This window comes from Aerococcus sp. Group 2, assembly GCF_905125285.1.
Lineage (GTDB): Bacteria > Bacillota > Bacilli > Lactobacillales > Aerococcaceae > Aerococcus > Aerococcus urinae_E.
In genome coordinates this window covers 470,905-495,632 of record NZ_CAJHPA010000002.1, presented here as the reverse complement: position 1 = coordinate 495,632, position 24,728 = coordinate 470,905, and the positions used below count along the sequence as shown (strand labels likewise).

At 46.8% G+C, this 24,728-nt stretch carries 13 protein-coding genes; all 13 read left to right on the top strand.

Annotated features, from left to right (window positions below):
• The first annotated feature begins 17 nt into the window (after positions 1-17).
• The 13 genes from ppdK (at position 18) to JFU01_RS04520 (ending at position 24,553) form a co-directional block, all read left to right on the top strand.
• Positions 18-2,657 carry a pyruvate, phosphate dikinase gene (ppdK, locus tag JFU01_RS04580; RefSeq protein WP_195855715.1) on the top strand — a complete coding sequence of 880 codons (2,640 nt, stop codon included), beginning with the start codon at positions 18-20 and terminating at the stop codon, positions 2,655-2,657.
• A gap of 49 nt (positions 2,658-2,706) precedes the next feature.
• Positions 2,707-3,336 carry a helix-turn-helix transcriptional regulator gene (locus tag JFU01_RS04575; protein WP_195855716.1) on the top strand — a complete coding sequence of 210 codons (630 nt, stop codon included), beginning with the start codon at positions 2,707-2,709 and terminating at the stop codon, positions 3,334-3,336.
• Complete coding sequence (locus JFU01_RS04570) at positions 3,333-4,151, top strand: pyruvate, water dikinase regulatory protein (RefSeq protein ID WP_195855717.1); 819 nt, start codon at positions 3,333-3,335, stop codon at positions 4,149-4,151. The genes JFU01_RS04575 and JFU01_RS04570 overlap by 4 nt, the downstream gene beginning before the upstream one ends.
• Positions 4,152-4,674: 523 nt before the next feature.
• Positions 4,675-5,328: a glycoside hydrolase family 73 protein gene (locus JFU01_RS08945; RefSeq protein ID WP_195855718.1), complete on the top strand. Its 654-nt coding sequence runs from the start codon at positions 4,675-4,677 to the stop codon at positions 5,326-5,328.
• 80 nt (positions 5,329-5,408) lie between these two features.
• Positions 5,409-6,065, top strand: coding sequence for a GntR family transcriptional regulator (locus JFU01_RS04560; protein ID WP_195855719.1), 657 nt, complete (start codon positions 5,409-5,411; stop codon positions 6,063-6,065).
• 557 nt (positions 6,066-6,622) lie between these two features.
• A complete protein-coding gene (locus JFU01_RS04555) occupies positions 6,623-9,079 on the top strand; it encodes a UvrD-helicase domain-containing protein (protein WP_195855720.1) in 2,457 nt (818 codons plus the stop codon).
• A gap of 62 nt (positions 9,080-9,141) precedes the next feature.
• Positions 9,142-11,124, top strand: coding sequence for an NAD-dependent DNA ligase LigA (ligA, locus tag JFU01_RS04550; protein ID WP_198434192.1), 1,983 nt, complete (start codon positions 9,142-9,144; stop codon positions 11,122-11,124).
• Between the two features lie 63 nt (positions 11,125-11,187).
• Positions 11,188-12,324 carry a CamS family sex pheromone protein gene (locus tag JFU01_RS04545; RefSeq protein ID WP_195855721.1) on the top strand — a complete coding sequence of 379 codons (1,137 nt, stop codon included), beginning with the start codon at positions 11,188-11,190 and terminating at the stop codon, positions 12,322-12,324.
• Between the two features lie 253 nt (positions 12,325-12,577).
• The gene (gene gatC / locus JFU01_RS04540; protein ID WP_111821660.1) at positions 12,578-12,877 is read left to right on the top strand and encodes an Asp-tRNA(Asn)/Glu-tRNA(Gln) amidotransferase subunit GatC; all 300 of its coding nucleotides are present in this window, start codon (positions 12,578-12,580) and stop codon (positions 12,875-12,877) included.
• Between the two features lie 5 nt (positions 12,878-12,882).
• On the top strand, positions 12,883-14,334 hold the full coding sequence (gatA, locus tag JFU01_RS04535; protein ID WP_195855722.1) for an Asp-tRNA(Asn)/Glu-tRNA(Gln) amidotransferase subunit GatA: 1,452 nt from the start codon (positions 12,883-12,885) through the stop codon (positions 14,332-14,334).
• A 15-nt stretch (positions 14,335-14,349) separates the two neighbouring features.
• Positions 14,350-15,780: an Asp-tRNA(Asn)/Glu-tRNA(Gln) amidotransferase subunit GatB gene (gene gatB / locus JFU01_RS04530; RefSeq protein ID WP_060777541.1), complete on the top strand. Its 1,431-nt coding sequence runs from the start codon at positions 14,350-14,352 to the stop codon at positions 15,778-15,780.
• Between the two features lie 337 nt (positions 15,781-16,117).
• A complete protein-coding gene (locus JFU01_RS04525) occupies positions 16,118-20,635 on the top strand; it encodes a G5 domain-containing protein (RefSeq protein ID WP_195855723.1) in 4,518 nt (1,505 codons plus the stop codon).
• A 15-nt stretch (positions 20,636-20,650) separates the two neighbouring features.
• Positions 20,651-24,553, top strand: coding sequence for a G5 domain-containing protein (locus JFU01_RS04520; RefSeq protein WP_195855724.1), 3,903 nt, complete (start codon positions 20,651-20,653; stop codon positions 24,551-24,553).
• Positions 24,554-24,728: the final 175 nt, after the last annotated feature.

The following is a 24,728-nucleotide window of genomic DNA, read 5'->3' as shown; positions in this document are numbered from 1 at the left end:
TAAAAGGAGGAAGTCCAATGAAACAAGTGATTTATGCTTTTAACCAAGGGTCTGCGAAGATGCGTGATCTCTTGGGAGGCAAGGGGGCTAACCTGGCGGAAATGACCCGGCTAGGTTTTCCTGTTCCTAAGGGGTTTACCTTGACCACTGAAGCCTGCCTAGATTACTTAGCCCAGGAAGAAAGTGAAGAATTAAGTGACTCAGTGACAGCGGCCATTGACCAAGCGCTAGCTGACTTGGAAAGCGCTACTGAGAAGGCCTTTAATGATCCTGAGAACTTACTCTTGGTGTCGGTACGGTCCGGGGCAAGAGAATCTATGCCGGGGATGATGGATACCATTCTCAATGTGGGACTGAACGACCGCAATGTGGAAAGCCTGGCCCAAATCACCCAAGATGAGCGCTTCGCCTACGACTGCTACCGCCGTCTCTTACAAATGTATGGCAATGTGGTCTATGGCCTGGACAGTCAACTCTTTGAAGCGCACTTGGACCAAGAAAAAAATAAGGCCCAAGTTCGTTTTGACTATGAATTAAAGGTGGACCAATTGAAAGCATTAGTATCCGCCTACAAAAGGGTTTACCAAGACCAACTAGGCTTTGACTTCCCCCAAGAGGTTAAGACGCAAATTTATGAAGCAGTCAAGGCCGTCTTTAAGTCCTGGAACAACCATCGGGCCCGGATCTATCGAGAGATGAACCATATCCCTCATGACCTGGGAACTGCTGTTAATATTCAGGAGATGGTCTTTGGTAATAGTGGTCAAGAAAGTGGGACTGGGGTCCTCTTCACCCGTAATCCCGCTACTGGGGAAAGCAAGCTTTTCGGCGAATACTTGGTCAATGCCCAAGGGGAAGATGTGGTTGCCGGTATTCGTACCCCAGCAGTTATTGAAGACCTAAAAGCAGATATGCCAGAAATTTACCAAGAGATCCATGACCTGGCCAAACAATTGGAAGGCTATTACCATGATATGCAGGATATTGAATTTACCGTTGAAAAAGGCAAACTCTACTTCCTACAAACCCGGAATGGGAAACGGACGGCTAAGGCAGCCGTTAAGATTGCTGTCGACATGGTGGAAGAAGGTCTAATCGAGGAAAAAGAGGCCCTCTTGCGGATTAAACCATCCATGATTGACCAATTACTCCATCCTTCTTTTGACCCCAAAGCCCTGGCACAGGCAGAGGCCTTCTCAAGTCTAGGTTTGGCAGCTAGTCCGGGCGCTGGCTCAGGACAAATTGTTTTCAGTGCCCAAAAAGCTAAAGAATGGCAGGCCGGTGGTAAGAAAGTCATCCTCATGCGCAATGAAACCTCGCCAGAAGACATCGAAGGGATGTCTGTAGCAGAAGCGATTGTCACCGCCCATGGGGGGATGACCTCCCATGCCGCCGTGGTTGCTCGGGGAATGGGAAAATGCTGTGTCAGTGGCTGTAGTGATTTGACCATTGATGAAGACGCTAAAGTGGTTCACTACCCAGGTGGCCAGCTGCAGGAAGGCGATACTATCTCTGTGGACGGCAGTCAAGGGAAACTCTACTTGGAAGAAATTCCTACCGCCCTGTCTAATACTGATGAAAACTATCAGAAAATGATGGCATGGGCGAGAAAATATAGCCGTCTCAAGGTGCGGATGAATGCTGAAACCCCTGAAGATATCCAAACCGGCTTTAGCTTTGGAGCGGATGGGATTGGTTTAGTCCGGACTGAGCACATGTTCTTTAAGGCCGAGCGCCTGCGGGAGATCCGCCGCTTTATTCTCTCAGTTGATGAAGACCAACGTCAGGCTGCCTTGGAGAAGATCCGTGACTACCAGGTGGAAGACTTTACTAAGATTTTCCAATTGTCACAAGAGGCTCCCGCGGTAATTCGTCTACTGGACCCACCGCTCCACGAATTTATGCCCAAGAGTGACCGTGAAGTGGCCGAAGTGGCGGCTGACCAAGGGATCAGTGAAGCAGAATTGCATAGCCGGATGGTGCAACTGGCTGAAGTCAACCCCATGTTGGGTCACCGGGGCTGCCGCTTAGCTATGACCTATCCTGAGCTCTATGACCGCCAAGCGGAAGCCATTATTTACGGGGCCATTGCCGCTAGAGCAGAGGGCTTGGATCCTCAAGTAGAGATTATGATTCCTTTGGTGAGTGTGGAACCCGAGTTAAATCGCTTGCGTAAGCGTCTCAGCCAAGTCATTGACCGGATCCTAGCCCAGGAAAATGTGACAATCGCTTACACAATTGGTACAATGATAGAGATTCCGAGAGCCTGTTTCATTGCCGATCAATTAGCCCAAGAGGCGGACTTCTTCAGTTTTGGGACCAATGACCTGACCCAAATGACCTATGGCTTTTCACGGGATGATGCCGGGAAATTCATTAACCAGTACCTAGAAGACGGTACCCTGACACAAGATCCTTTCCAAACCATCGATCCAGAAGGGGTAGGCGCCCTGGTCAAAATTGCGGTAGACAAGGCCCGCCAGGCCAAAGTCGGGCTCAAGATTGGGGTCTGTGGGGAACTCGGTGGCGATCCAGCCTCAATTCACTTCTTTGACCAAGTGGGCTTGGACTATGTTTCCTGTTCGCCTTACCGGGTGCCCCTGGCTCAATTAGCCGCTGCTCAATCCGCCATCAGGCAAGTAGAAGAAAGTCACTAGAGAAAACCAGGATGAGGGGCCAAGTCCACTGGCAGAATAGAGGTAAGCTATGCAATTCACTGACCGACAAAAAGAAATCATTGCCATTGTCAAAGACCAAGAACCCATTAGTGGCGAGGCCATTGCCAAGCAATTTGGCCTATCTAAATCGACCCTAAGAAGTGACTTGGCCTTACTGACCATGACTGGGATCTTAGATGCCCGTCCCAAAGTGGGCTACTTTTATACCGGCCTGGGTTTTGATCCCTTATTAGGTCAGAAATTGAGCGAGGTCAAGGTAGCAGAACTCATGGCCAGTCCAGTCAATATTTCAGCCAAGACCACGGTTTACGAGGCCATTACCACCATGTTTCTCTACGATAATGGGTCCTTGTATGTGACTGATGAGGACCAACACCTGCAAGGCTTGGTTTCTAGAAAAGACTTATTGCGGTCCTTGGCGACTAAGGGTCAAAGTGAATCTCCTGCGGTGGCCTTGATCATGACCCGGATGCCCAACATTGTGGTGGTGGAAAAAGACACCCTAGTCCTAGAAGCGGGTAAGCTCCTGGTTGACCATAAGGTGGATTCCCTACCGGTCGTCAATAACCGTGAGGACTACCAGGTCCTCGGCAAGATTACCAAAAGCCATTTAGTTGAATTTTTTGTTAATACCTTAGCGAGTGAGGGAGACCTATGACAGAAGCCAAGCAAGTATTTTTTATCATATCGGACGCTGTCGGAGAAACCGCCCGGCAGGTGACAAAGGCGGCTTTAGCCCAATTCGCTCCCGACTTGAAGAGCGACTTGCGCCGCTATCCCTTTGTGAAGACCCAGGAGGAATTAGGCGAAATCCTTCGTGATGCCCAGGCAGAAGGGGCGATTGTGGCAGCGACCTTTGTCAATGACGACTTGGACCGCTTTGCCCGCCAATATGCCAAGGACCACCAGCTCACCTATATTAACTTCCTCCATGAGCTGATCCAGGGGATTGGTCAAGCCACTGGTCTGACTCCTAAGGAACAGGCTGGGGGCTTACGCAAGGTAGATGACGCTTACCTAGCCCGGATGTCGGCGGTCGAATTTGCCATTAAGTATGACGATGGTAACTACCCGAAGAAAGCCTTCGCCCAAGCGGATATTGTTATCCTGGGCGTGTCACGGTCATCCAAAACCCCGCTATCTCTCTATTTAGCTAACCGGGGTTACCGGGTGGCTAACTATCCCTTGATTCCAGAGGTCCGCTATCCAGAAGAACTCTACCAGCTTGACCCTAATAAGGTCTTTGGCCTCATGGCTTCACCTCAATACATTATGAATATCCGAACCAACCGCTTGAAATATTTGGGACTCACATCAACCGCTAAGTATAGCCAGTTGGAACGGATAAAATATGAATTGGTGACCGCCAATGACTTGTACCGGGAATTAGGTGCCCATGTCATTGACATTGAGTACAAGTCCATTGAAGAAAGTGGCGCTGAAATTATTGAATACCTCAAGGAAGAGCAATGAAAATATTAAGAGCGTTAGCGAAGACAATTTACTAAATAAATCGAGTTAATAAAATTAAACAACCTAAAAGGAGACTGAGACAAAAATCTCAGCCTCCTTTTTTGAGTAGTGTTGTTATTCTTTAACTTTAGAAAATAGAGCACGGATAATGATAAAGATAATAATGAAAGATAAGAAATCAATGAAGAGATTATCTAAATTTATCCAATTGCCTATGATACTTTGAATAATAAAAGATATGGCAAAGATGACAACATCGATTATAAAATTTTTCATATTTTCTCACTCCTAAAATTAAGCTAATGTCGTCTCAATCCGTAAATTAACATAGATGAGAACTTCATCCAAGTGAGAAAACTGGCTTCACTTAATAGGACGTAAAAAGCTCTTTTCCTTGATGATTTTGATCTTCTTGGGAAATTAATGGGCTTAGGCTGGGGAAAATGATACAATTAAAGATAGATCAATAAGTCGTGGCTCAAAAGATCGTCCACTCGACTTAAGAGGTGAAAGGGGAGGCCCGGTGGCGCGTAAAAGAAAGAAACGGCCTAAAGTAAGGTTTAAGAAACGCTTTTGGCCCAAGAAAAAAAGGCAGCGAGTGGCTGTGATGATCTTAGTGGCCCTCTCTTTACTTGGTTTGACCTATTGTGCCAATCACTACTTGCCTTATTTTAATTTTTCTGCCTACCAATGGAAGGATAAGGAAATGAGTGATCAAGAGGCGGCCTTTATCAACCAAATCGGTAATTATGCCACCCTCAACTACTCCAAGTCCCAAGTCCTACCCAGTGTAGTCATTGCCCAAGCGATTTTGGAATCGGACTTTGGCAAGAGCCAGTTGGCTAGCCAGTATGGGAATCTTTTCGGGCGCAAGGCAGGTGCAGGGGAACCGAGTGTGACCCTGTCGACTCAAGAATATGGTCCAGGGGGCTGGGTAACCATTACCGATCACTTTAAGGTCTATCCCGACTGGCAGAGTGCGGTGGTTGACCATGGCAATTTAATGGTTAATGGCACCGATTGGAACCCCGATCTCTACCTAGGTGTCAGACAAGCGCGTCATTACCGTCAGGCGACCAAGGCCCTGGCTGAGGCGGGTTATGCGACAGATCCAGGTTATGCGGACAAATTGAACCACTTAATTGAAAGTTACGGTCTCATGCAATTTGATCCCTAGACCAAAAAAGGAATATATTTAGCTAATAATTTTTGGTATCATTAAAAGGAAATTTAACGTTTGCGAGGGAGGAAGCAAGAATGGCTAAGTCTATGAGTTATAAGGAGAAAGCTTATCGCTATTTGAAAGAACAAATTGATAATAACGTGTTGTTAGCAGGAACTCATTTAAAAGAAAATGATTTAGCTAAACAATTGGATATGTCGCGTACCCCCATTCGCAAGGCCTTGGACCAACTGGCTAAGGAAAAATATGTCCGAATTGAACCCTATAAGGGGGCCGTGGTTTGTAAGAATACCCTTAATTCCAAGGCGATTGTGGAACGGCTTCAGTTCATTGAGCTCTTGGTGACGGCCCTCTTTAAGCAAATGGAAAATAAGGGCATCACGGTAAATATCAAGCAGTTAGACGAAATCGCCCACCATTTGAAGTGGGATAAGACCATTGACCAGATTAATGACTATTATGATGCCGAAGCCAAGCTCTTCCAGCTCTTGGTTTCTTATCATTCCAATGCTTACTTCCGCCGGGTGACCTTGGATACAGTCTTAAACCTGCATGAACTCTATATTAACGAAGCCAAGAAACGAGAAGAACGTTTCTTAGCGGAGTTAGAAGACATGCAGAACATCTACCCACCCTTTATCCAAGCCCTCAAAGACGGCGACTACCCACAGGCTAACAAGTATATCCGCATGTGGATCAATAAACTGATCCTGCAACAAATTAATTATTAAAAAATAGGGAAGCTGAAAAAATTCAGCTTCTTTTTAAATTATGAATAAGTTATTAGATCCTGTTCCATCGCACTTTACTAAAACCTGCTTCAAGCGCAGAGCAAGCGTCCGCTTCAGAAAATGACGACAAATTCTCTTTGAGAATTTTTACATCTTTTTCTTTCAGCAATCATGCTCTTCAACGCGCTTGTCGCACTCTATTTAAACGTGCTCCGGGTGCAGATCGATCTCCACTTCACTAAAGGGCAAGAAATTCTTTTCAAGAATTCTTGCTCTTTAGCTCCAGTTGCTATAGCTGTAGGAAGCAAAGCGACGTACAGATATAGTATGCGTAGCTCTATCGATCTTTGGTGCACCCGTCACACTCTATTCAAACCTGCTCGCTGACAAAAGTGAACTCCACTTCAGAAATATTTGTCAATCCTTTTCAAGGATTTCCGCATATTTCTTCCAGTGTTTCACTTTTTTGTCGTCAGCTCGCACTCTATATCTAAACTGTTTGATGGCGGGTTATAGAAGTGATAGACTATTAAAGAATATCAGAACGGAGGTTTGGTATGACCCATATTAATCAATTAATCGACGGTCTCAATCCACAACAAAAAGCAGCAGTTCAATATACAGAAGGCCCCCTCTTAATTATGGCTGGGGCGGGATCGGGGAAAACCCGGGTCCTCACCCACCGCATGGCCTACTTATTAGAAGAAAAAGCGGTCCGGCCTTGGAATATCCTAGCCATTACCTTTACCAATAAGGCCGCCAATGAAATGAAAGAACGGGTGAAAAACCTAGTTGGCGAAGCCGCAGATACCATGTGGGTAAGTACTTTCCACTCCATGTGTGTGCGGATTTTGCGCCGGGAAGCAGAAGCTATCGGTCTCTCCCGGTCTTTCACCATTGCTGATCCTGCCGAACAACAAAGTTTAATTAAGCGGATCATGAAGGACCACAATCTCGATACCACGCAATTTAAGCCCAAGATGATCTTAGGAAAGATTTCCGATGCCAAAAATAACCTGCTCGACCCCAAGGAATACCGAGAAAAATATACTGGCTTTATCGAAAATATTGTGGCTGACCTTTATGAAGACTACCAAGCTGGTCTCCAAGCCGCCCAATCCTTGGACTTTGATGACTTGATTATGTTGACAGTCCGCTTATTTAAGGAACAACCAGAGATTCTTTCCTACTACCAACAAAAATTCCACTATATTCACGTGGACGAATACCAAGATACTAATGAAGCCCAATACCGCTTGGTTAAACTCTTAGCGGATTACTTCAAGAATATCTGTGTGGTGGGGGACGCTGACCAAAGTATCTACGGCTGGCGGGGAGCCAATATGGAGAACATCCTTAACTTTGAAAAGGACTACCCCCAAGCCAAGGTGATTCTCCTCGAACAGAACTACCGGTCCACCAAGACCATCCTCAAGGCGGCCAATGAAGTGATTCAAAATAATGTCCACCGCCAAGCCAAGAAACTCTGGACCGATAACCAGGACGGTGGCAAGATTAACTATTACCGTGCCCAAAACGAACAAGATGAGAGCCACTATGTCTTGGATAAGATTCGCCAAGCCACGACTGACAAGAACTACCAATACAAGGACATTGCCATCCTCTATCGAACCAATGCTCAGTCCCGGACCATGGAAGAAGCCCTGGTCAAGGCCAATATTCCTTACCGGATTGTCGGCGGCCTCAAGTTCTATGACCGTAAGGAAATTAAGGACGTCCTGGCTTACTTGCGGCTGTTAACCAATCCCCAAGATAACCTGTCTTTCACCCGGATTATTAATGTTCCGAAACGGGGAATCGGGCCAGGGACCCTGGACAAGTTACGCCATTTTGCTAGTGAGCACGGACTAACCCTCTTACAGGCCGCTCAAAAGGTAGACTATGCGCCCATTTCAGGAAAAGGGGCTAAGTCGCTCAAGAAATTTGCGGACATGATGACCAAGCTGCAAAAACAAAGAGAATTTCTTACCATTACCGACCTCACCGAAGAGGTCTTAGATAAGTCGGGTTATTTAGCTGATCTCAAGGCCCAAAAGACCTTGGAAGCAACGGCCCGGATTGAAAATATTGAAGAATTCCTGTCTGTGACTCGAGCTTTCGATGAACGGTGGGAGAAGGAAGCTGACCAACGCCAAGCTCTAGCGGAGATCACCCAGACTGACCAAGCCGGGAATGCGGTGGAACCGGTGAATATTATGGATGATTCCAGCCAAGATGACCTAGCAGGGGAAGTGTCGCTCTTGAGTCCCGAAGAATTAGATGCCGGGCTCGGTCAAGCAGCCTTACTTGGTTTAGATCCGGGTGCGGATGCTAGTGATGATGCCCTCTTGGCCTTTATTACCGACCTATCCCTAGTTTCTGACTTGGATGATAGTGAGTCCAATGAAGAAGAGGGCCAAGTCAACCTCATGACCCTCCATGCCGCTAAGGGCTTGGAGTTTCCCATCGTCTTTATCATTGGTATGGAAGAGGGCATCTTCCCTCTTTCCCGGGCCAGTGAAGATGATGAGGAATTAGAAGAAGAGCGCCGTCTGGCCTATGTGGGGATTACCCGGGCAGAAGAGGAGCTTTATCTCACTAACAGTTACTCCCGCATGCTCTACGGCCAACATAAGAGCCATCCAGAATCACGATTTATCACGGAGATTGACGATGAGCTCTTGGCTAAGGAAGACCATAGCCCGCTCTCAATGGGGAGCTTCTCTTCCAGTCGGCCGGCCTACTATAATCGCAGAAGCCGGGTTTCCAAGTCTGCGGCCAAAGCCCAAGAAAAACGTTCTATCTTTGCTAAGGGGCCCAGCCAATCTCAAGCCAAGAGCAGTGAAGCGGTGGAATGGCAGGTGGGCGATAAGGCCCGCCATAAGGTTTGGGGAGTAGGCACTGTGGTCAAGGTGACCGGCAGTGACAATGACCAAGAATTAGATATCGCCTTTAAGGGGCAGGGGATTAAGCGCTTGTTAGCGGCCTTTGCACCCATTAGTAAAGAAGATTAGGAGGTTTTGCTGTGACAAAAGAAGAGCAAGCTCAGGAAAATAGCCAAGGGGTCCAGGAAAGAATGGCAGAATTGGTTGACCAGTTAAACCACTATGCCCATGAGTACTATGTCTTAGACCAACCCAGTGTCAGTGATGACCTCTATGACAAGACCTACCGTCAATTGGAAGAATTGCAAGCCAGCCATCCCGAATTGATTCAAAGCGACTCCCCCACGCAAAGAGTCGGGGATGTTTTAAATGAAAAGTTTGACAAGGTTCACTTTGACCATCCCATGCTGTCCTTAGGCGACGTCTTTAGCCAGGAAGAATTAATGGCCTGGGTAGATGGGGTTCAAAAGGAATTTGGCGAAGATACCGAATTTGTCTGTGAGATGAAAATTGACGGCCTGTCTGTTTCTCTCCTCTACCAAGACGGCCGTTTGGTCAGGGGAGCGACCCGGGGCGATGGTAATACAGGCGAAAATATTACCAATAACATAAAAACCATCTCCTCCATTCCCCTCCGCTTACAAGAACCCTTAAATGTGGAAGTTCGGGGAGAAATTTATATGCCCAAGGCTTCCTTTGCCAAGTTGAATGAAGAGCGGGAGGCTGCGGGGCTGGCAACTTTTGCTAATCCGCGTAACTCAGCCGCGGGTTCAGTCCGCCAATTAGACCCCAAAGTGACCGCCAAGAGAAATCTGAATGTCTTTCTCTATACTGGCGTTTTACCTGCCGATGCTGGGGTCAACAGCCAAGCAGAACTGTTGACCAGCTATCCTCAATGGGGCCTCAGGGTGAACCCAGAATTTAAGTTGACCCACAGTAAGGAAGAAATTTGGGACTATGTCGAACACGTTAGTCAGGTTCGCCATGACCTGGCCTATGATATCGACGGAATTGTGATCAAGGTCAATGACTTCGATCAACAGGAAGAATTAGGCTATACCGTCAAGGCACCACGCTGGGCCATTGCCTATAAGTTCCCCGCTGAACAGGCGAAGACCACCATCCGTGATATTGAATGGACCGTGGGGCGGACTGGGGTAGTCACCCCTACTGCCGTCATGGATCCGGTCCTAGTGGCAGGGTCGACCGTGCAACGGGCTTCCCTCCATAATATGGACCTGATCCAAGCCAAGGATATCCGCCTCCACGACACCGTGATGATCCATAAGGCTGGGGATATTATCCCAGAAGTGGTTAGCGTGGTGACGGAAGACCGGGACGCTGATAGTCAACCCTATCCAGAGCCTGAGACCTGTCCAATCTGTCACAGTGACTTAGTCCACTTAGAAGATGAAGTGGCCCTCCGCTGTGTCAACCCCGCCTGTCCAGCCCAGGCCAAGGAGAAACTCTTCCACTTTGTTTCCCGCAATGCCATGGATATTACCGGGGTGGGGCCAGCGGTCATTACCCAATTGTACGAGAAGGGCTATGTCAAAGACCCTAGTGACCTCTACCAATTAGATGAAGATACCTTACTGACCTTAGACAAGGTCAAGGAAAAATCGGCCCAAAACATCCTCCAAGCCATCGACCAAAGCCGGGAGAATTCCTTGGAACGGCTCCTCTTTGGCTTAGGCATCCGCCATGTGGGCGTCAAGGCAGCGCGCGACATTGCCATGACTTTTGGCTCCATGGAAGACATCCAAGCTGCTGAACGGGAGGCGATTTCAGCCATTGATGGGATTGGTGAAATCATTGCCGATAGTGTGGAAGAATACTTTGCGAATGATGAAGTGACTGCCCTAGTCAACCGCCTGAGTGAGCGGGGGGTTAATATGACCTATCTCGGCGCTAGCCCGCAAACTTTAGCCAATGTGGATTCCTTCTGGCAAGGTAAAACCGTGGTCTTAACTGGTAAACTGACTCACTATAGTCGTCAAGAAGCCAAGGCCCTCATTGAAGGCCAAGGGGGAAAAGTCACCGGATCAGTTTCCAAGAATACCGATGTGGTCGTGGCCGGTGAAGATGCCGGCAGTAAATTGACCAAGGCCCAAGACTTAGATATTTTAATTTTTGATGAAGAAGAGATGTTGAGTCACCTAGAAGATGCTTAGTCACTTGATTTCGTGTTAGAATAGTATGGACTCTACAGATATCGTGATAAAGGAGAGCATACCGTGAAAAAACGCATCCAACATATGATCGTGATTGGCTTAGCGTCACTGAGCCTGTTAGTAGCTTGTGGGAGGGACGCCCAACCCAAATCAACCGCTGGGCAAACCCAAACCACGGAAGAATCAAGTAGTGAAGAGGAAGAAAGTGGTAAGAAGAACACCCTTACCGAGGCTTACTATCCTGCCGCTATCAAAGATGGCAGCTATCCCTTAAGTAACAGCCGGGGGACCCTGTCTAGTCGAACCAGCCAGGCCAACCTGGAAAATATGGAACGGGGCCTCTATGAATTAATGAAGAATGCCTATCCGACCGATGAGTATTCCTTGGCGGAAGGCCAGGTCCTATCCAAAGACAAGATCACTTCCTGGCTCAAGCCCAAGTCTCAGGACAATCCTGAAGGGCTTAACCCCGAAGCCAGCGCCGCGAGCGACCGCGATCAATTCCAACCCCGTTATTTGAATTCCATCTTGGAATACAATTTAATGCAAGAAAATGGGGATGACTATGACTTGAAAGTCATCAGTCTCGGCCTGGCCATGAATGCCGAAGACCGCTTCCAAAACAAGGATAGTGAAGAAACCATAGAAATTAGCCGGGACCAAGCCCTCCAAGAAGGCAAGGCCATGGCCCAAACCATTGTCGAGCGTATCCGCCAAGAAGGCAAATACGGCCAAACCCCGATTCAAATCGCTCTTTTCTATAATGATAAGCAAAACAGTCTCGGGGGCGGGGCTTATATGGCAGAAGCCATTGCTGAACCCGGAGCGGGCCTAGGTAAGTGGAAGGAATACAACCGCCAATACGTGGTCTACGGGGTCGACCAAGCCCCACGTGAGGAAGATAACACTTCCTTCAGCCGTTTCCGTGGTGAAATCGAATCCTTCTTCCCAGAATTGAGTGGGATTGTGGGTGTCGGCCAATACGATAACGGCAAACTAAACGGAATTGACTTCCATATCAATACCCCATTTGACGGTTATACCGAAAACATCGCCCTGGTCCAACACGTCATCGCTAGCCTGGATGCCATCTATCCTAAAGACGTGCAAATGCAGGTAACCGTCGAAGGCCCAAGCCGAATGACCGCCAATATCACCCGCCTCTCCGGCCAAGGCAAATTCCAATATACTGTGTATTAGTAGAGTGTGACAAGCGCGTCAAAGAGCAAGACCATTGGAAGAAAGGGACGTAAAAATTCTCATAGAGAATTTGTCGTCATTTTCTGAAATGGACGCTTGCTCTGCGCTTGGAGCACGTTTTAGACCAGTAAAGGGCATCCACCCTTAATTTGTGAGATTTTTTTACAAGAATAAGTAAGTCAGTAAAAATGCCCTAAGAACTTATGTTAAAATAGAACAGTAAATATTTTGAAAAAGAAAAAAGGAGGCCATTATGTCTATCAGCGAACAAGACTTTAAACACGTGGCACAACTTGCAAAACTATCCTTTTCTGACGAAGAGGTAGGTCCCATGAACGACCGCTTTACTGAAATCCTCGATATGGTTGAACAACTCTCTGAAGTGGATACCGAAGGGGTCGAAGTCATGACCCACGGTATTAACCTAAAAAATATTATGCGCGATGACCAACCTGAAGCAGGTACCGATCGCGACTTAATGTTAAAAAATGCGCCAACCAAACGGGATGGCTTTATCGTCGTACCAGCCAGTTTTGATGAAAGTGAGGATTAATCCATATGAGTCGATTTGATGAAAGCATTAAAGGCTTAAACCAACAATTGGTCGATGGAAAAATCACTGCCGTTGAATTGGTACAGTCTACCATTGATCGTATTAAGGAACTCGATGAAACTTACAAGGCCTTTCTCACCCTAGACGAAGAAGGCGCTCTTGCAGCCGCTAAAGCTAGTGATGAAAAAGGCTATTCCACCGACCGTCCCCTACAAGGGATTCCAGTCGGGATTAAGGACAACATCATTACCGAAGGGATTGAAACGACCGCTTCTTCTCATATCTTAGAAGGCTTCGTCCCAGTTTACCAATCCGCTGTGGTGGAAGCCTTAGAAGCCGCTGGAGCTATTACTATTGGTAAGTTAAACTTGGACGAATTTGCGATGGGGTCTTCTACGGAAACCTCCTACTTTGGACCAAGTAAAAACCCTTGGGACACCAGCCGGGTACCAGGTGGTTCTTCCGGTGGGTCAGCAGCTGCTGTAGCCAGTGGTGAAGTTGTCGCTTCCCTAGGTTCTGATACCGGGGGTTCTATCCGCCAACCAGCCGCCTATAACGGGATTGTGGGGATGAAACCTACTTATGGTCGGGTATCACGCTGGGGCTTAATTGCCTTCGGATCTTCCTTAGACCAAATTGGCCCAATGACTAGAACTGTTGAAGATAACGCCTTGGTGCTTAATGCCATTGCCGGCCACGACCACCGTGACTCCACGACAGCCGACATTGAAGTGCCTGACTTCACTGCCCAATTAGGTGACAGTATCGAAGGCTTACGGATTGCCGTTCCTGAAGAATTCTTCACCAACGGTATCGAAGCTGACGTCCAAGACCGCGTAGAAAAAGCCATTGACCAACTTGAATCCATGGGAGCCATCGTGGAAAAAGTCCACTTCCCACTCTTAAAATACGGGATTCCAGTTTACTACATTGTGGCTTCTTCAGAAGCTTCTTCCAACTTGCAACGTTTTGACGGTGTTCGTTATGGCTACCGCGCTGACGACATCCAAGACTTGGAAGACCTCTATGTACGCAGCCGTTCAGAAGGTTTCGGTGACGAAGTTAAAATGCGGATTATGTTAGGGACCTTCTCCCTATCATCAGGTTACTATGACGCTTACTTCAAGAAAGCCGGTAAGGTCCGTACCATGATCCGTCAAGAATTTGAAGAACTCTTTGAAAAATATGATGTTGTTGCTGGTCCAGTAACCACCTCAACCGCCTTCAAATTTGGCGAAAAATCTGACGACCCAATCGAAATGTACTTAGCTGACCTCTTAACCGTTCCGGTGAACTTGGCCGGCCTACCAAGTATTTCGGTACCTTGTGGGTTTGACAGCGATAACTTACCAATTGGTCTACAATTAATTGGTAACTACTTCGATGAAGCGACCTTGTACAAGACCGCTTATGCCTACGAACAAGCTACCGACCACCATACCAAACATCCAGAGTAGAAGGGAGATTATTACATGAATTATGAATCAGTTATTGGCTTAGAGATCCACGTGGAATTAAAAACTCAATCCAAAGTTTTCTCCCCAACACCCACCAGTTTTGGTGCCGATCCTAATACCCAAACCAACGTTATTGATTGGGGTTACCCAGGTGTCTTACCAGTAACCAACCACCACGCCGTTGAATTTGGCTTACGGGCTGCTTTGGCTTTGAACTGTGAAGTGAACCCGGTCCAAAGCTTTGACCGCAAGAATTACTTCTATCCTGACAACCCTAAGGCCTACCAAATTACCCAATTAGACCGTCCTTTAGGGGAACACGGCTATGTAGATATTGAACTCGAAAACGGGGAAACCAAACGTATCCGCATTGAACGGATTCACTTAGAAGAAGACGCTGGGAAGAGTATCCACGATGAAGGCGATACCTTAGTGGACTTAAACCGCCAAGGGACTCCGCTTGTGGAAATCGTTTCTGAAGCTGACATGCGTTCACCAGAAGAAGCCTATGCTTACTTGGAAAAAATCCGCGAAACCATGATGTTTATCGATGTTTCTGACGTGAAGATGGAAGAAGGATCCATGCGTTGTGACGCCAACATCTCCTTGCGCCCTTATGGCCAAGAAGAATTCGGTACCAAAACCGAAATTAAGAACCTTAACTCCTTCTCTAACGTCCGTCGTGGTTTAGCTTACGAAGAAAAACGTCAAGCCCAAGTCTTAAACCGTGGTGACCGGGTCGTTCAATCCACCCTCCGTTGGGACAAGGATAACCAAAAAACCGTCCTCATGCGGGTGAAAGAAGGGGAAGCCGACTACCGTTACTTCCCAGAACCTGACCTTCCTGAATTTACCGTCAGCGAAGAATGGTTGGATGAAATTAGAAAATCTATCCCAGAAATGCCAGCTGAACGTCGGAAACGCTATGTAGAAGAATACGACCTACCAGACTATGACGCTATGGTCTTAACCCAAACCCTAGTCATGTCCGACTTCTTTGATGAAGCGGTCAAACTGGGAGGCGATCCTAAGCAAGTTTCCAACTGGTTGATGGGTGAAGTGTCCGCCTACATGAATGACAATGAAAAGACCTTAGATGAAATCGGCCTCACCCCAGAAAACTTGACCGAAATGATCGACTTGATTGCCAACGGAACCATTTCTTCAAAAATTGGTAAGAAAGTCTTCAAGCACCTAGCCGAAAATGGCGGCTCTGCTAAGGAATATGTGGAAAAAGAAGGCCTGGTTCAAATTTCTGACCCAGAAACCTTGCTGCCAATGATTAACGAAGTCATTGACAACAACCCACAATCCCTTGAAGACTACCGGGCTGGTAAGAAGAAAGCCATGGGTTACTTAGTTGGCCAATTAATGAAACAAACCAAGGGTCAAGCTAACCCACAAGTCTTGAATAAACTCTTAAAACAAGAATTAGATAAACGTTAATGCACTTTATTGGTAGATAACAACAATGCCACATCCGCTTGGGTGTGGCATTTTTTGTTGGATTCTTTGCCTTTGTTCCTGAAAAAGATGTAATAAAAGACAGACTAGAACAAATATTGTTTATTTACTGTCAACTTAAGCGAAAAAATTGTTTTCTTAGTTTTATTTGGGGTATTATTAGGGCTAATTATACAGTGAAATAACTGTAGCTTTAATATAAATAAAAAAAGAATTTAATTATGTTTTTAAGATGTTAATATATAGTTTAACTAAATTAACTTATATCATTAGTGTAATATTGTATAAGTTAAAGTCTTCGATTGCATGGAGGAGAACAATGGAGAAGAATTATAGATATGCAATAAGAAAAACCACCTTGGGGGTGGGAAGTGTCGCCATTTCTGCCTTCTTAGCTGGTCAAGGCCAAGAAGTGCAAGCTGCAGAACAGCCCGCTCAGCCAAGTTCGGCCTTAGCGGTTGATGCAGTGAATCCAGCTGACCAAGCTGGCTTCTATGCCGCAGAGGGGGCTCCAGTTAACACTGACCATCCCGCACCCGGTGATGCCGCCAAAACGTCTGGTCTACCTGCTGATACTGTCAACATGCCGATTGTAGCTGCTAATCCAGATAACCCGAATTACTCAGAAAATGAGAAGAATGTGGGTCATTATAGGCAGTCGGAATTGGCGAATAATGGGATTTCCTATACTGCTACGGAAACAGAAGGTAAGACTGAAGGGGTTACACATAAAGTACTAAATCCATCAGTAAACAGCCCTAAAGAAAAGAAAAAAAATTATGGGATTGATATTTCCATCGATCGTAATGAGTCTCAGAGAACTTATAATCATATATCTATTACAGATTCTGTAAATAATGCGCCGGTAAGACTTGGCTCTAGAGAGTTTGAAAATATTGGGACTCCAACACTTATCAATGGAAAATCTACCAATTTTAAACCAGAGGCAACAGTAGATATTACTACTTCAGGTCCACAAAAACAATTAAATTCGGATCTAAGTAAAGCAGATTTAGAACATATTAATAAATACGATAATAAAGAGATAACTATTTCGTTTAGAGATAAATATACAAAAGATGTTCCAGGAGAAAAATTTAAATTACTTGACGGTGGTAACTTTGCTTTTGCTTTTGGCGTCAACCCCTATCCAAATGAGAACTCTAATCTATCTCTGATCAAGGTAGCTGGAGATACCAATGTTAATCGGATAGCTGTGAATGAAGGTTATATTAAGACCAAAGCCCATATTGAAAATCTTGATCCAGCTGACTATGATCGGGTGGTGGGCCAAGTCTACCATCCAGATGGCTCTGTTGTACCAGAAGCTAACGCGTTTATTGTTACGCCAACCAATATAGAAGATTTAAAAACAAAGCTAGGTAATGATATCCAGTTAGGGCAAATTATCTTTGCTATGCCTAAGGGCGCTCTAGAAGGTAAAGATTCCATCTTTAATACAGATAAATTTAGGGGCATTCAAAGTCTCAAGGCTCAATTTTTCGCACGACCTAGGACAAAGGAAGAATTCCAAAATATAGCCAATAAAAAAAATATGGTAGCTACTGGTGTTGATACATTAGAAGATTATAAACTGGCAGTAGCTGAAGGATGGGCAGAAAGTCCTTACAAATACGTCCAAACCGGTGCTGGGACAGAGATTATTAACCACAATGGCCAGCCCGTAACCATCGACAAGCAAGGTATCGCCCGCTACGATAACTACAACGATCTAGGTTCCATCACCGTCAATCTAGACGACACACGATTCTATGATCAATCATTCCTAGATCAAAACGAGAAAGATACAGAAAAGCATACTTATTCGGAAGTAGAACCTGGCCAAGAATTTAAGGTAGAAATGTACGTGCCTAAAACTACTAAGGCAAATCAAAAAACTGCTGAAGAAATGAAGGCAGCTGATCAGGCAGGCTTGTCAAGGGGTAAGCTTGATAAGCAATTTATAGATATTGCAAATCACAAAATAGCCGAGCGATTAGGTACAACTGTTGATAAGTTAACTGATGATCAAAAGTGGACCGTAAGTTTTAATAGTAAAAAAGATAGTCAGGGGAATCCAGAAAAAGATAGCAATAGTAATAGTATTATAATAGGAGATATTACAAGCCTTTCTGTTAAAGCTCCAACCAATGCCAAGGCAGGAGACTTTGTAGCAATTCCTGTTGAGTATACTTACACAAATGGTTCAACAGATACCCATTGGTTCCACTTTGTTGTTCAAGATTCTGACAATAACAAGCCTGAATACCATGCTGAAGTGGGATTCCAAGGGGACCAGCTTGTCAATACACCAGAGATTCCTAAAGATTCGAAAAAATTAGCTCCTAAATCCTTTGAACTCATACCTCAAAAAGACGGTTACAAGGATGATCGAGGCAATGTTTGGTCAGATGTTAAGATTGACCCTAACACAGGTGTAGTTACCGCAACAGTTCCAGAAGATGCAGAGATTATAGGTGGGGAAAACCTTTACATACCAGTAAGAGTTAACTATGGAACTAATTCCGTTACTAACAAACCAATAACAGAAGAAGTCAAAGCCCAATTCATTGCCCGTCCGAAATACAAGACAACCGTTACCGACACCGATGACAAGCTGATTCCTTATGAAACTAAGGAAGTCATCGATGAAACTCTGCCTGCAGGAACCATCCAAGTGGTGACTCCAGGTAAGCCTGGTAAGGAACGGACCATCTTCGAACAAGATGTCATCAATGGACAAAAAGGGCTGATTGACCCTGCCACTGGCCAATTTACAGCTGGCGACCAACTTTTCCGCAAACGGACAGAAACCATCGAAGAAAAACAAGACCGTTTGGTGAAGGTTGGGGTTAAACCAGTTGAAGAAACCGTAGCTATCCCTCGACCTGTTGAAGTTGAAGTGGATCCTAACATGGAACCAACTGCTCAACCGGTCGTTGTTGAAGAAGGTCAAGATGGCGTGGTTACCGTGAAGACGACCAGAGACCCACAAACTGGTGCGGTCAACATCACGAAGACCACCACGACACCAGCTCAGCCTAAGAAAGTCAAAGTCGGCACCAAGACCACCGGCACGGTTGTCGATACCGACGAAATTCCATTCAAGTACACGGTGGAATTCGATCCGGACTTCTACAAGAATTATCCTGATGCGACCGAAAACTACAAGGTCGTGACCCCAGGACAAGCCGGCTCTAATAAGAAGACCTGGACCATCGAAAACTCCAAGGTCGTGGGCGAGCCTCTTGTCGAAACGGTGGCCCCAATCAATGCGCTGATCAAGGTGGGCCAAAAAGACTACACCGGCAGCTTTGAAACGGTGGACAAGGATCCAATCCCTTATGAAACCGAATATATTGTCGATAACACGCTTGAACCCGGTAAAGAAGTGGTCGAAAATCCAGGTGAACTTGGTGAGAAGACCACCACAACCACCCACACCATCCAAAATGGTCAGGTGACCGCTTCAACTCCAGGTCAAACTGTTCAAACCAAGGCGCCAGTCAAACGGGTTATCCGCATTGGGGCTAAGTCCAATGGCAGCCACCAAGTGACTGAACCCATCCCATTCCAAGTGGAAGTCAAGAAGGACCCAAGCTTGAAGAAGGGCGAATACAAGGTTGAAACCCCAGGTAAGCCAGGCAGTCAAACCAAGACCCTGACTATCGAAAACTCGCAAGTAATCGCTACTTCTGAACCAACCATTAATGAACAACCAAGAAATGCGGTTGTCTTAGTGGGTGACCAAGACTTTACTGGCGAAGTCAGCCACGATGTCACTGAAAAAGTCCCATTCCCAGTCAAGGTCATTGAAGATCCGACTATGGACAAGGGCACCTACCATGTCGACCAAGAAGGCCTTCCAGGATCTAAGACCACCACTTACACCCAAGCCATCAAGAATGGGGCAGCGGATGGCGCCTTGACCTCAACCGTCAAAGCCAAAACCGCGCCTCAAGAACACATCATTCGTGTCGGAACCAAGCCTTTAGCTGGCTCAACAAATGTGATAACGACTAACCAAAAACCATTTGATGTGGAAATTGAATATGACGCGACTAAACCTGCCGGAACCGTCGAAGTGGTGCCAAATACGGGTGTACCAGGTGAAGAAACCAAGACCACCCCAGTGACTGCAGCGGATGGCACAGTAACTCCAGGAACCACCACCACGACTGAGACCAAGGCCCCAGTCAATAAGAAGATTATTGTGGGGACCCAAGGCTATAACGGTGAATTCAGCCACGAATACACCAATGTCGTGCCTTTTGAAACGGAAGTCGAAGTCGACCCAAGCTTGGCACCCAACGAAGTGGTTGAAGTTCAAAAAGGCCAGTTAGGCGAAACCACCACCAAGGTGACCCAAACGATTAGCAATGGCGTTCCTGGTGAGAAAGTGGTCTCAGATCCTGTTCAAACCAAGGCCCCAGTCAACCGCAAGATCAAGGTGGGCGCTAAGACAGAAGGTAAGCATACTTACACTGAAGAACTCCCATTCAACTATACGGTGGAATACGACCCAGCTATCCAAGCCGGCAAGTATGAAATCGTAACTCCAGGCGCAGTGGGTTCACGAACCACTGAATGGCCAATTACCAACTCTGTTGTTGGCCAAGGCAAGGTGACCCAAGAAACGCCTGCGACCAATGCGCTCATCAAGGTTGGCAACAAGGACTTCACCGGCCAAGTTTCCCATACCGAAACGGTACCGGTACCGAACACGGTGGAAATCCGTTACAACCCCAACGTCAAAGCTGGCGAGACCAAGGTCCTTGAAGAAGGCAAACCGGGTTCTGTTGATGTGACTTACACTCAAGCCATCAAGAATGGCTAAGCGGACGGGGACTTAGTGAAGACCGAAGCCAACCGCGTAGAACCAGTTAACCGCGTGATTGAAGTCGGCACCCAGCCAGCATCTGGCACTGAAACCCCAATCCAACAAGATGTTCCGGTTGAAGTCGAATACGTTTACGACAACACCAAGGACAAGGGCTTTGTTGAAGCTGGTCAAGTCAGCCCTGGCAAGACCGAAAGCAAGGTCGTTTCCAAGGTGGTTGACGGCCAAGTGGTCAACACCGTTGAAAATGTCGTGACGCCAGCCAAACAACAAATTATCGTTGGAACCAAGGATTACACCGGCAACTTTGAATACAAGGATACCGACGTGATACCAAACAATACCCATGTGACTATCAACCCTAACTTGGCACCAAATGAAATCAAGGTGGTTGAAGCGGGTAATACTGGTCTCAAGGAACGGACAGTTCGCCAATCCTTCACCAATGGAAAACTCGGTGAACAAGTCCTTGGTGACTACACCACGGTTAGAGAACCTAAAGACCGCGTGATTGAAATCGGTGCTAAATCCGATGGCACCTATACCCACAAGGAAGCTCTCCCATTCGAAGTTGAAGTGAGAAAGGCGCCTGACCTTAAGAAGGGCCAAACCAGAGTCCTTCAAGAAGGTCAACCCGGTGAACAAACCACCACGGTAACCATCGAAAACTCCCAAGTCGTTGGCACACCAAGCGTGACGACCACCAAGGCACCGGTTAAACATATTGTTGAAGTCGGCGACCAAGACTTTACTGGAGAAGTAACACATAATGTCACTGAAACACTGCCATTCAAGGTAGAAATCCAAGAAGATCCAAGCCTCCCACTCTTTGAAATCCAAGAAGTTCAAAAGGGTGAGAATGGTTCCAAGACCACTAAGTACAGTCAAGCCATTAAGAATGGGGCAGCTGATGGTGAGTTGAAGACGGAAGAAATTGCCCGCATTGAACCCAAGACCCATATTATCAAGGTCGGCACCAAGGCTCCGGAAAATGCTGAAACGAGAGTCAAGGAAGTTCCTGCTGAGATTGAGTATGTCTACGACAAGACCAAGGATAAAGGTGTGGTTGAGAAAGGGGCTTACACTCCTGGCAAGGTTGAAACGAAGATCGTCAATAAGTTCAACCCTCAAACTGGCCAAATTGAAACCACAACCGAAGAAGTGGTCACCCCAGCCAAACAAGTGATTGTGGTGGGGACCAAGGACTACACCGGTGAATTCAAGCACACCGAACAAAGCTTGGCACCATTCAAGACCGAATATATCCTTGACCCAAGCCTGAAAGCTGGCGAAGAAGTGGTTAAAAAAGAAGGTAAACTCGGTTTAATCGAACGTGATGTCAGTCAGAAATACGTCAATGGCACACTGGCTGATAAGGTCTTCGGTGAGACTCGAGAAGTGATCGCTCCTGAAAATCGGATCGTCCGCATCGGTGCCAAGACGAATGGCAGCCATACGTCTACAGAAGAAATTCCATTTGATGTGAAAGTTGAAGTCGATCCAAGCTTGCCTAAGGGTGATTACCGAGTGGTGACTCCAGGTCAACCAGGTACCAAGGAAACGACCGTCAACATTGAAAATTCTCAAATTGTTGGCGAGCCCGTCTCTAAAGTAACCAAGGCACCTGTAACTCAAGTGATCAAGGTCGGTAACCAAGACTTTACCGGTCAAGTGAAGCACACGGAACGCTTCGACGTGCCTTACAAGGTTGAAGTGCGTGAGAATCCAAATCTCAAGGTTGGCGAAACTAAGCTGATTCAACAAGGTCAGCCAGGTTCATATGACGTGACCTATACGCAAGCCGTTAAGAATGGTCAAGCCGATGGTGACTTAGCTAAAACCATCACCAACCCGGTTGAGCCGAAAGCGCATATCGTTGAAGTCGGCACCCAGCCGGTTGTAGGCACAGAAACGGCCATCAACAAGGAAATTCCAGCTGAAGTTGAATATGTCTTCGATGATACCCTTGAAAAAGGTCAAGTGGAAACCGGACCATTAACCCCAGGGAAGACAGAAACAAAGGTCGTTTCTAAAGTGGTGGACGGCCAGGTGGTTAATACGGAAGAGACTCTTGTAACCCCAGCTAAACAAATTGTCCGCGTGGGGTCTAAGGACTTCACCGGCGACTACAAGTTCTCCAACACTTGCCCAGTCCCATTCTCAGTTGAAATCAGAGAAAATCCTGATTTACCAGTCGGAACGACCAAGACTGTTCAAGAAGGTGTCCCAGGCTCCAAGACCACGGACTACAGCCAAGTTATCAAGAATGGCCAAGCGGAAGGGGCACCTGTCAGCCAAGACGGCGCCTACACCGCACCGAAAGCCCACATCATCGAAGTGGGTACCAAGCCGGTGGCAGGTAACACCCATGAAAGCAGCACGGATGTCCCTGTTGAAACTATCTTTGAATATGACCCAAGTCTGGACAAGGGCAAGGTGGAAACCGTCCAAGTTGTGCCAGGCCATGTGACCACCAAACTGGTCAACAAGGTGGTTAACGGTCAGGTGGTGACTGAAGAAGTCCCAGTGGTGACCCCAGCCAAGCATATCGTTAAGGTAGGGACCAAGGACTTCATCGGCAGCTTTACCACCGTGGATAAGAATCCGGTGCCATTTGAAGTGGAATATAAACTGGATCCAAGCCTGGCACCAGGGACTGAAGTAGTTGACCAAGAAGGCGTTCTCGGTGAAGTAGAAACCCCAACCACCCACACCATTGTTAATGGTCAAGTGACCGAATCGACTCCAGGTGAGACCAAGCAAACCAAGGCTCCAGTGAAGAAGATTGTCCGCATTGGTGCCAAGACCGATGGTAGCTACACCCATACGGAAGAAATTCCATTCAAGGTGGTCGTGGAAGTTGACCCAAGCCTGAACAAGGGTGAATATAAGGTCGAAACCCCTGGTCAAGTGGGCCAAAAGACCACTACGGTGACGGTTGAAAACTCTCAAGTTGTCGGTAGTCCAAGTGCTGTGGTCACTAAGGAACCGGTGACCGAAGTCATTAAAGTAGGTGACAAGGACTTTACTGGTCAAGTCAGCCATACGGAACACTTCGAAACGGCCTTTAAGGTGATCGTCCGTCGCAATGAGGCCTTGAAACCAGGTCAAGTGAAGACCGTTCAAGAAGGGGTCAAAGGCTCTTACGACGTCACCTTTACCCAAAAGATTAAGAACGGCCAAGCTGACGGGCCGCTCCAAGCAGACCGTCACAACGAAGTCGCAGCTCTTGATCATATTATTGAAGTGGGACCAGATTGTCCAATCTGTCCAGTTCCTGACCAACCTGACCAACCTGACCAACCGGGTGAAGACAAACCGAATACTGACAAGCCTAATGAAGAAAAACCTGGCGATAACACACCAGGTGGCCATACCTCAGATGGTGAACCAGACAAGCCTACACCAGGTGGAAACACCCCAGGAGGCGGCTCTTCGGAAGATCCTAGTTCAAATGCTGACAAGCCCGGTAAGGACACCCCAGGTAACCCTAGTTCAGAAGATTCTCAACCAGGGGACAAGAAACCCGATCAAGACACTTCTGAGTCGGACAGACCGGGCGGATCTAGCTCAAACGGGCTAGTCCCAGGGAAGGATCCAGCTGATGGCAAGACTCCCGGAAATCCAACACCAGGCTCTGGTATTATCGGGGAAGCAGTCTCAACGGATAAAACGTCAGAAGCAGATCTGCCAACCGATAAACTAGTCAGTGAGGATCCAGCTCTTGAACCAGCTGCAACTGACAGCCTCAGCCCGGGGAGTCACAAGGCCAGCTCAACAGCAAGCGCTCAACCTGTCCAAGTGGCGTCAGTCTTACCACAAACTGGTGCGGTTGCTTCAGTGACAGGAGTCGGTTTATCCCTACTTCTGGCTGGATTGGGCTGTCTCAGACTCGACCGTAAGAAGAAAGATTAAGTCTTTTACTGAAAAACTTAGAACTTTTTAAAAGTATGACAAAAGCCCCTGAAGTTGAGCTCAGGGCCGACTTTTAAAATAGGTTTTTAGCCGAAGTGTTAAGCTTCGGCTTTTTTGCTTAAAACGAGATGTAGATAGTGGGAAAGGGATTGCTATCTAGGTAAGAATTATTGGT

Excerpts from the sequence above, each read along its gene's own strand:
- JFU01_RS04525 (WP_195855723.1), top strand. The coding sequence starts at position 16,118 with ATGGAGAAGAATTATAGATATGCAATAAGAAAAACCACCTTGGGGGTG.
- gatB (WP_060777541.1), top strand. The coding sequence starts at position 14,350 with ATGAATTATGAATCAGTTATTGGCTTAGAGATCCACGTGGAATTAAAA.
- JFU01_RS04560 (WP_195855719.1), top strand. The coding sequence starts at position 5,409 with ATGGCTAAGTCTATGAGTTATAAGGAGAAAGCTTATCGCTATTTGAAA.
- JFU01_RS04555 (WP_195855720.1), top strand. The coding sequence starts at position 6,623 with ATGACCCATATTAATCAATTAATCGACGGTCTCAATCCACAACAAAAA.
- ppdK (WP_195855715.1), top strand. The coding sequence starts at position 18 with ATGAAACAAGTGATTTATGCTTTTAACCAAGGGTCTGCGAAGATGCGT.
- ligA (WP_198434192.1), top strand. The coding sequence starts at position 9,142 with ATGGCAGAATTGGTTGACCAGTTAAACCACTATGCCCATGAGTACTAT.
- gatC (WP_111821660.1), top strand. The coding sequence starts at position 12,578 with ATGTCTATCAGCGAACAAGACTTTAAACACGTGGCACAACTTGCAAAA.
- gatA (WP_195855722.1), top strand. The coding sequence starts at position 12,883 with ATGAGTCGATTTGATGAAAGCATTAAAGGCTTAAACCAACAATTGGTC.
- JFU01_RS04570 (WP_195855717.1), top strand. The coding sequence starts at position 3,333 with ATGACAGAAGCCAAGCAAGTATTTTTTATCATATCGGACGCTGTCGGA.
- JFU01_RS04575 (WP_195855716.1), top strand. The coding sequence starts at position 2,707 with ATGCAATTCACTGACCGACAAAAAGAAATCATTGCCATTGTCAAAGAC.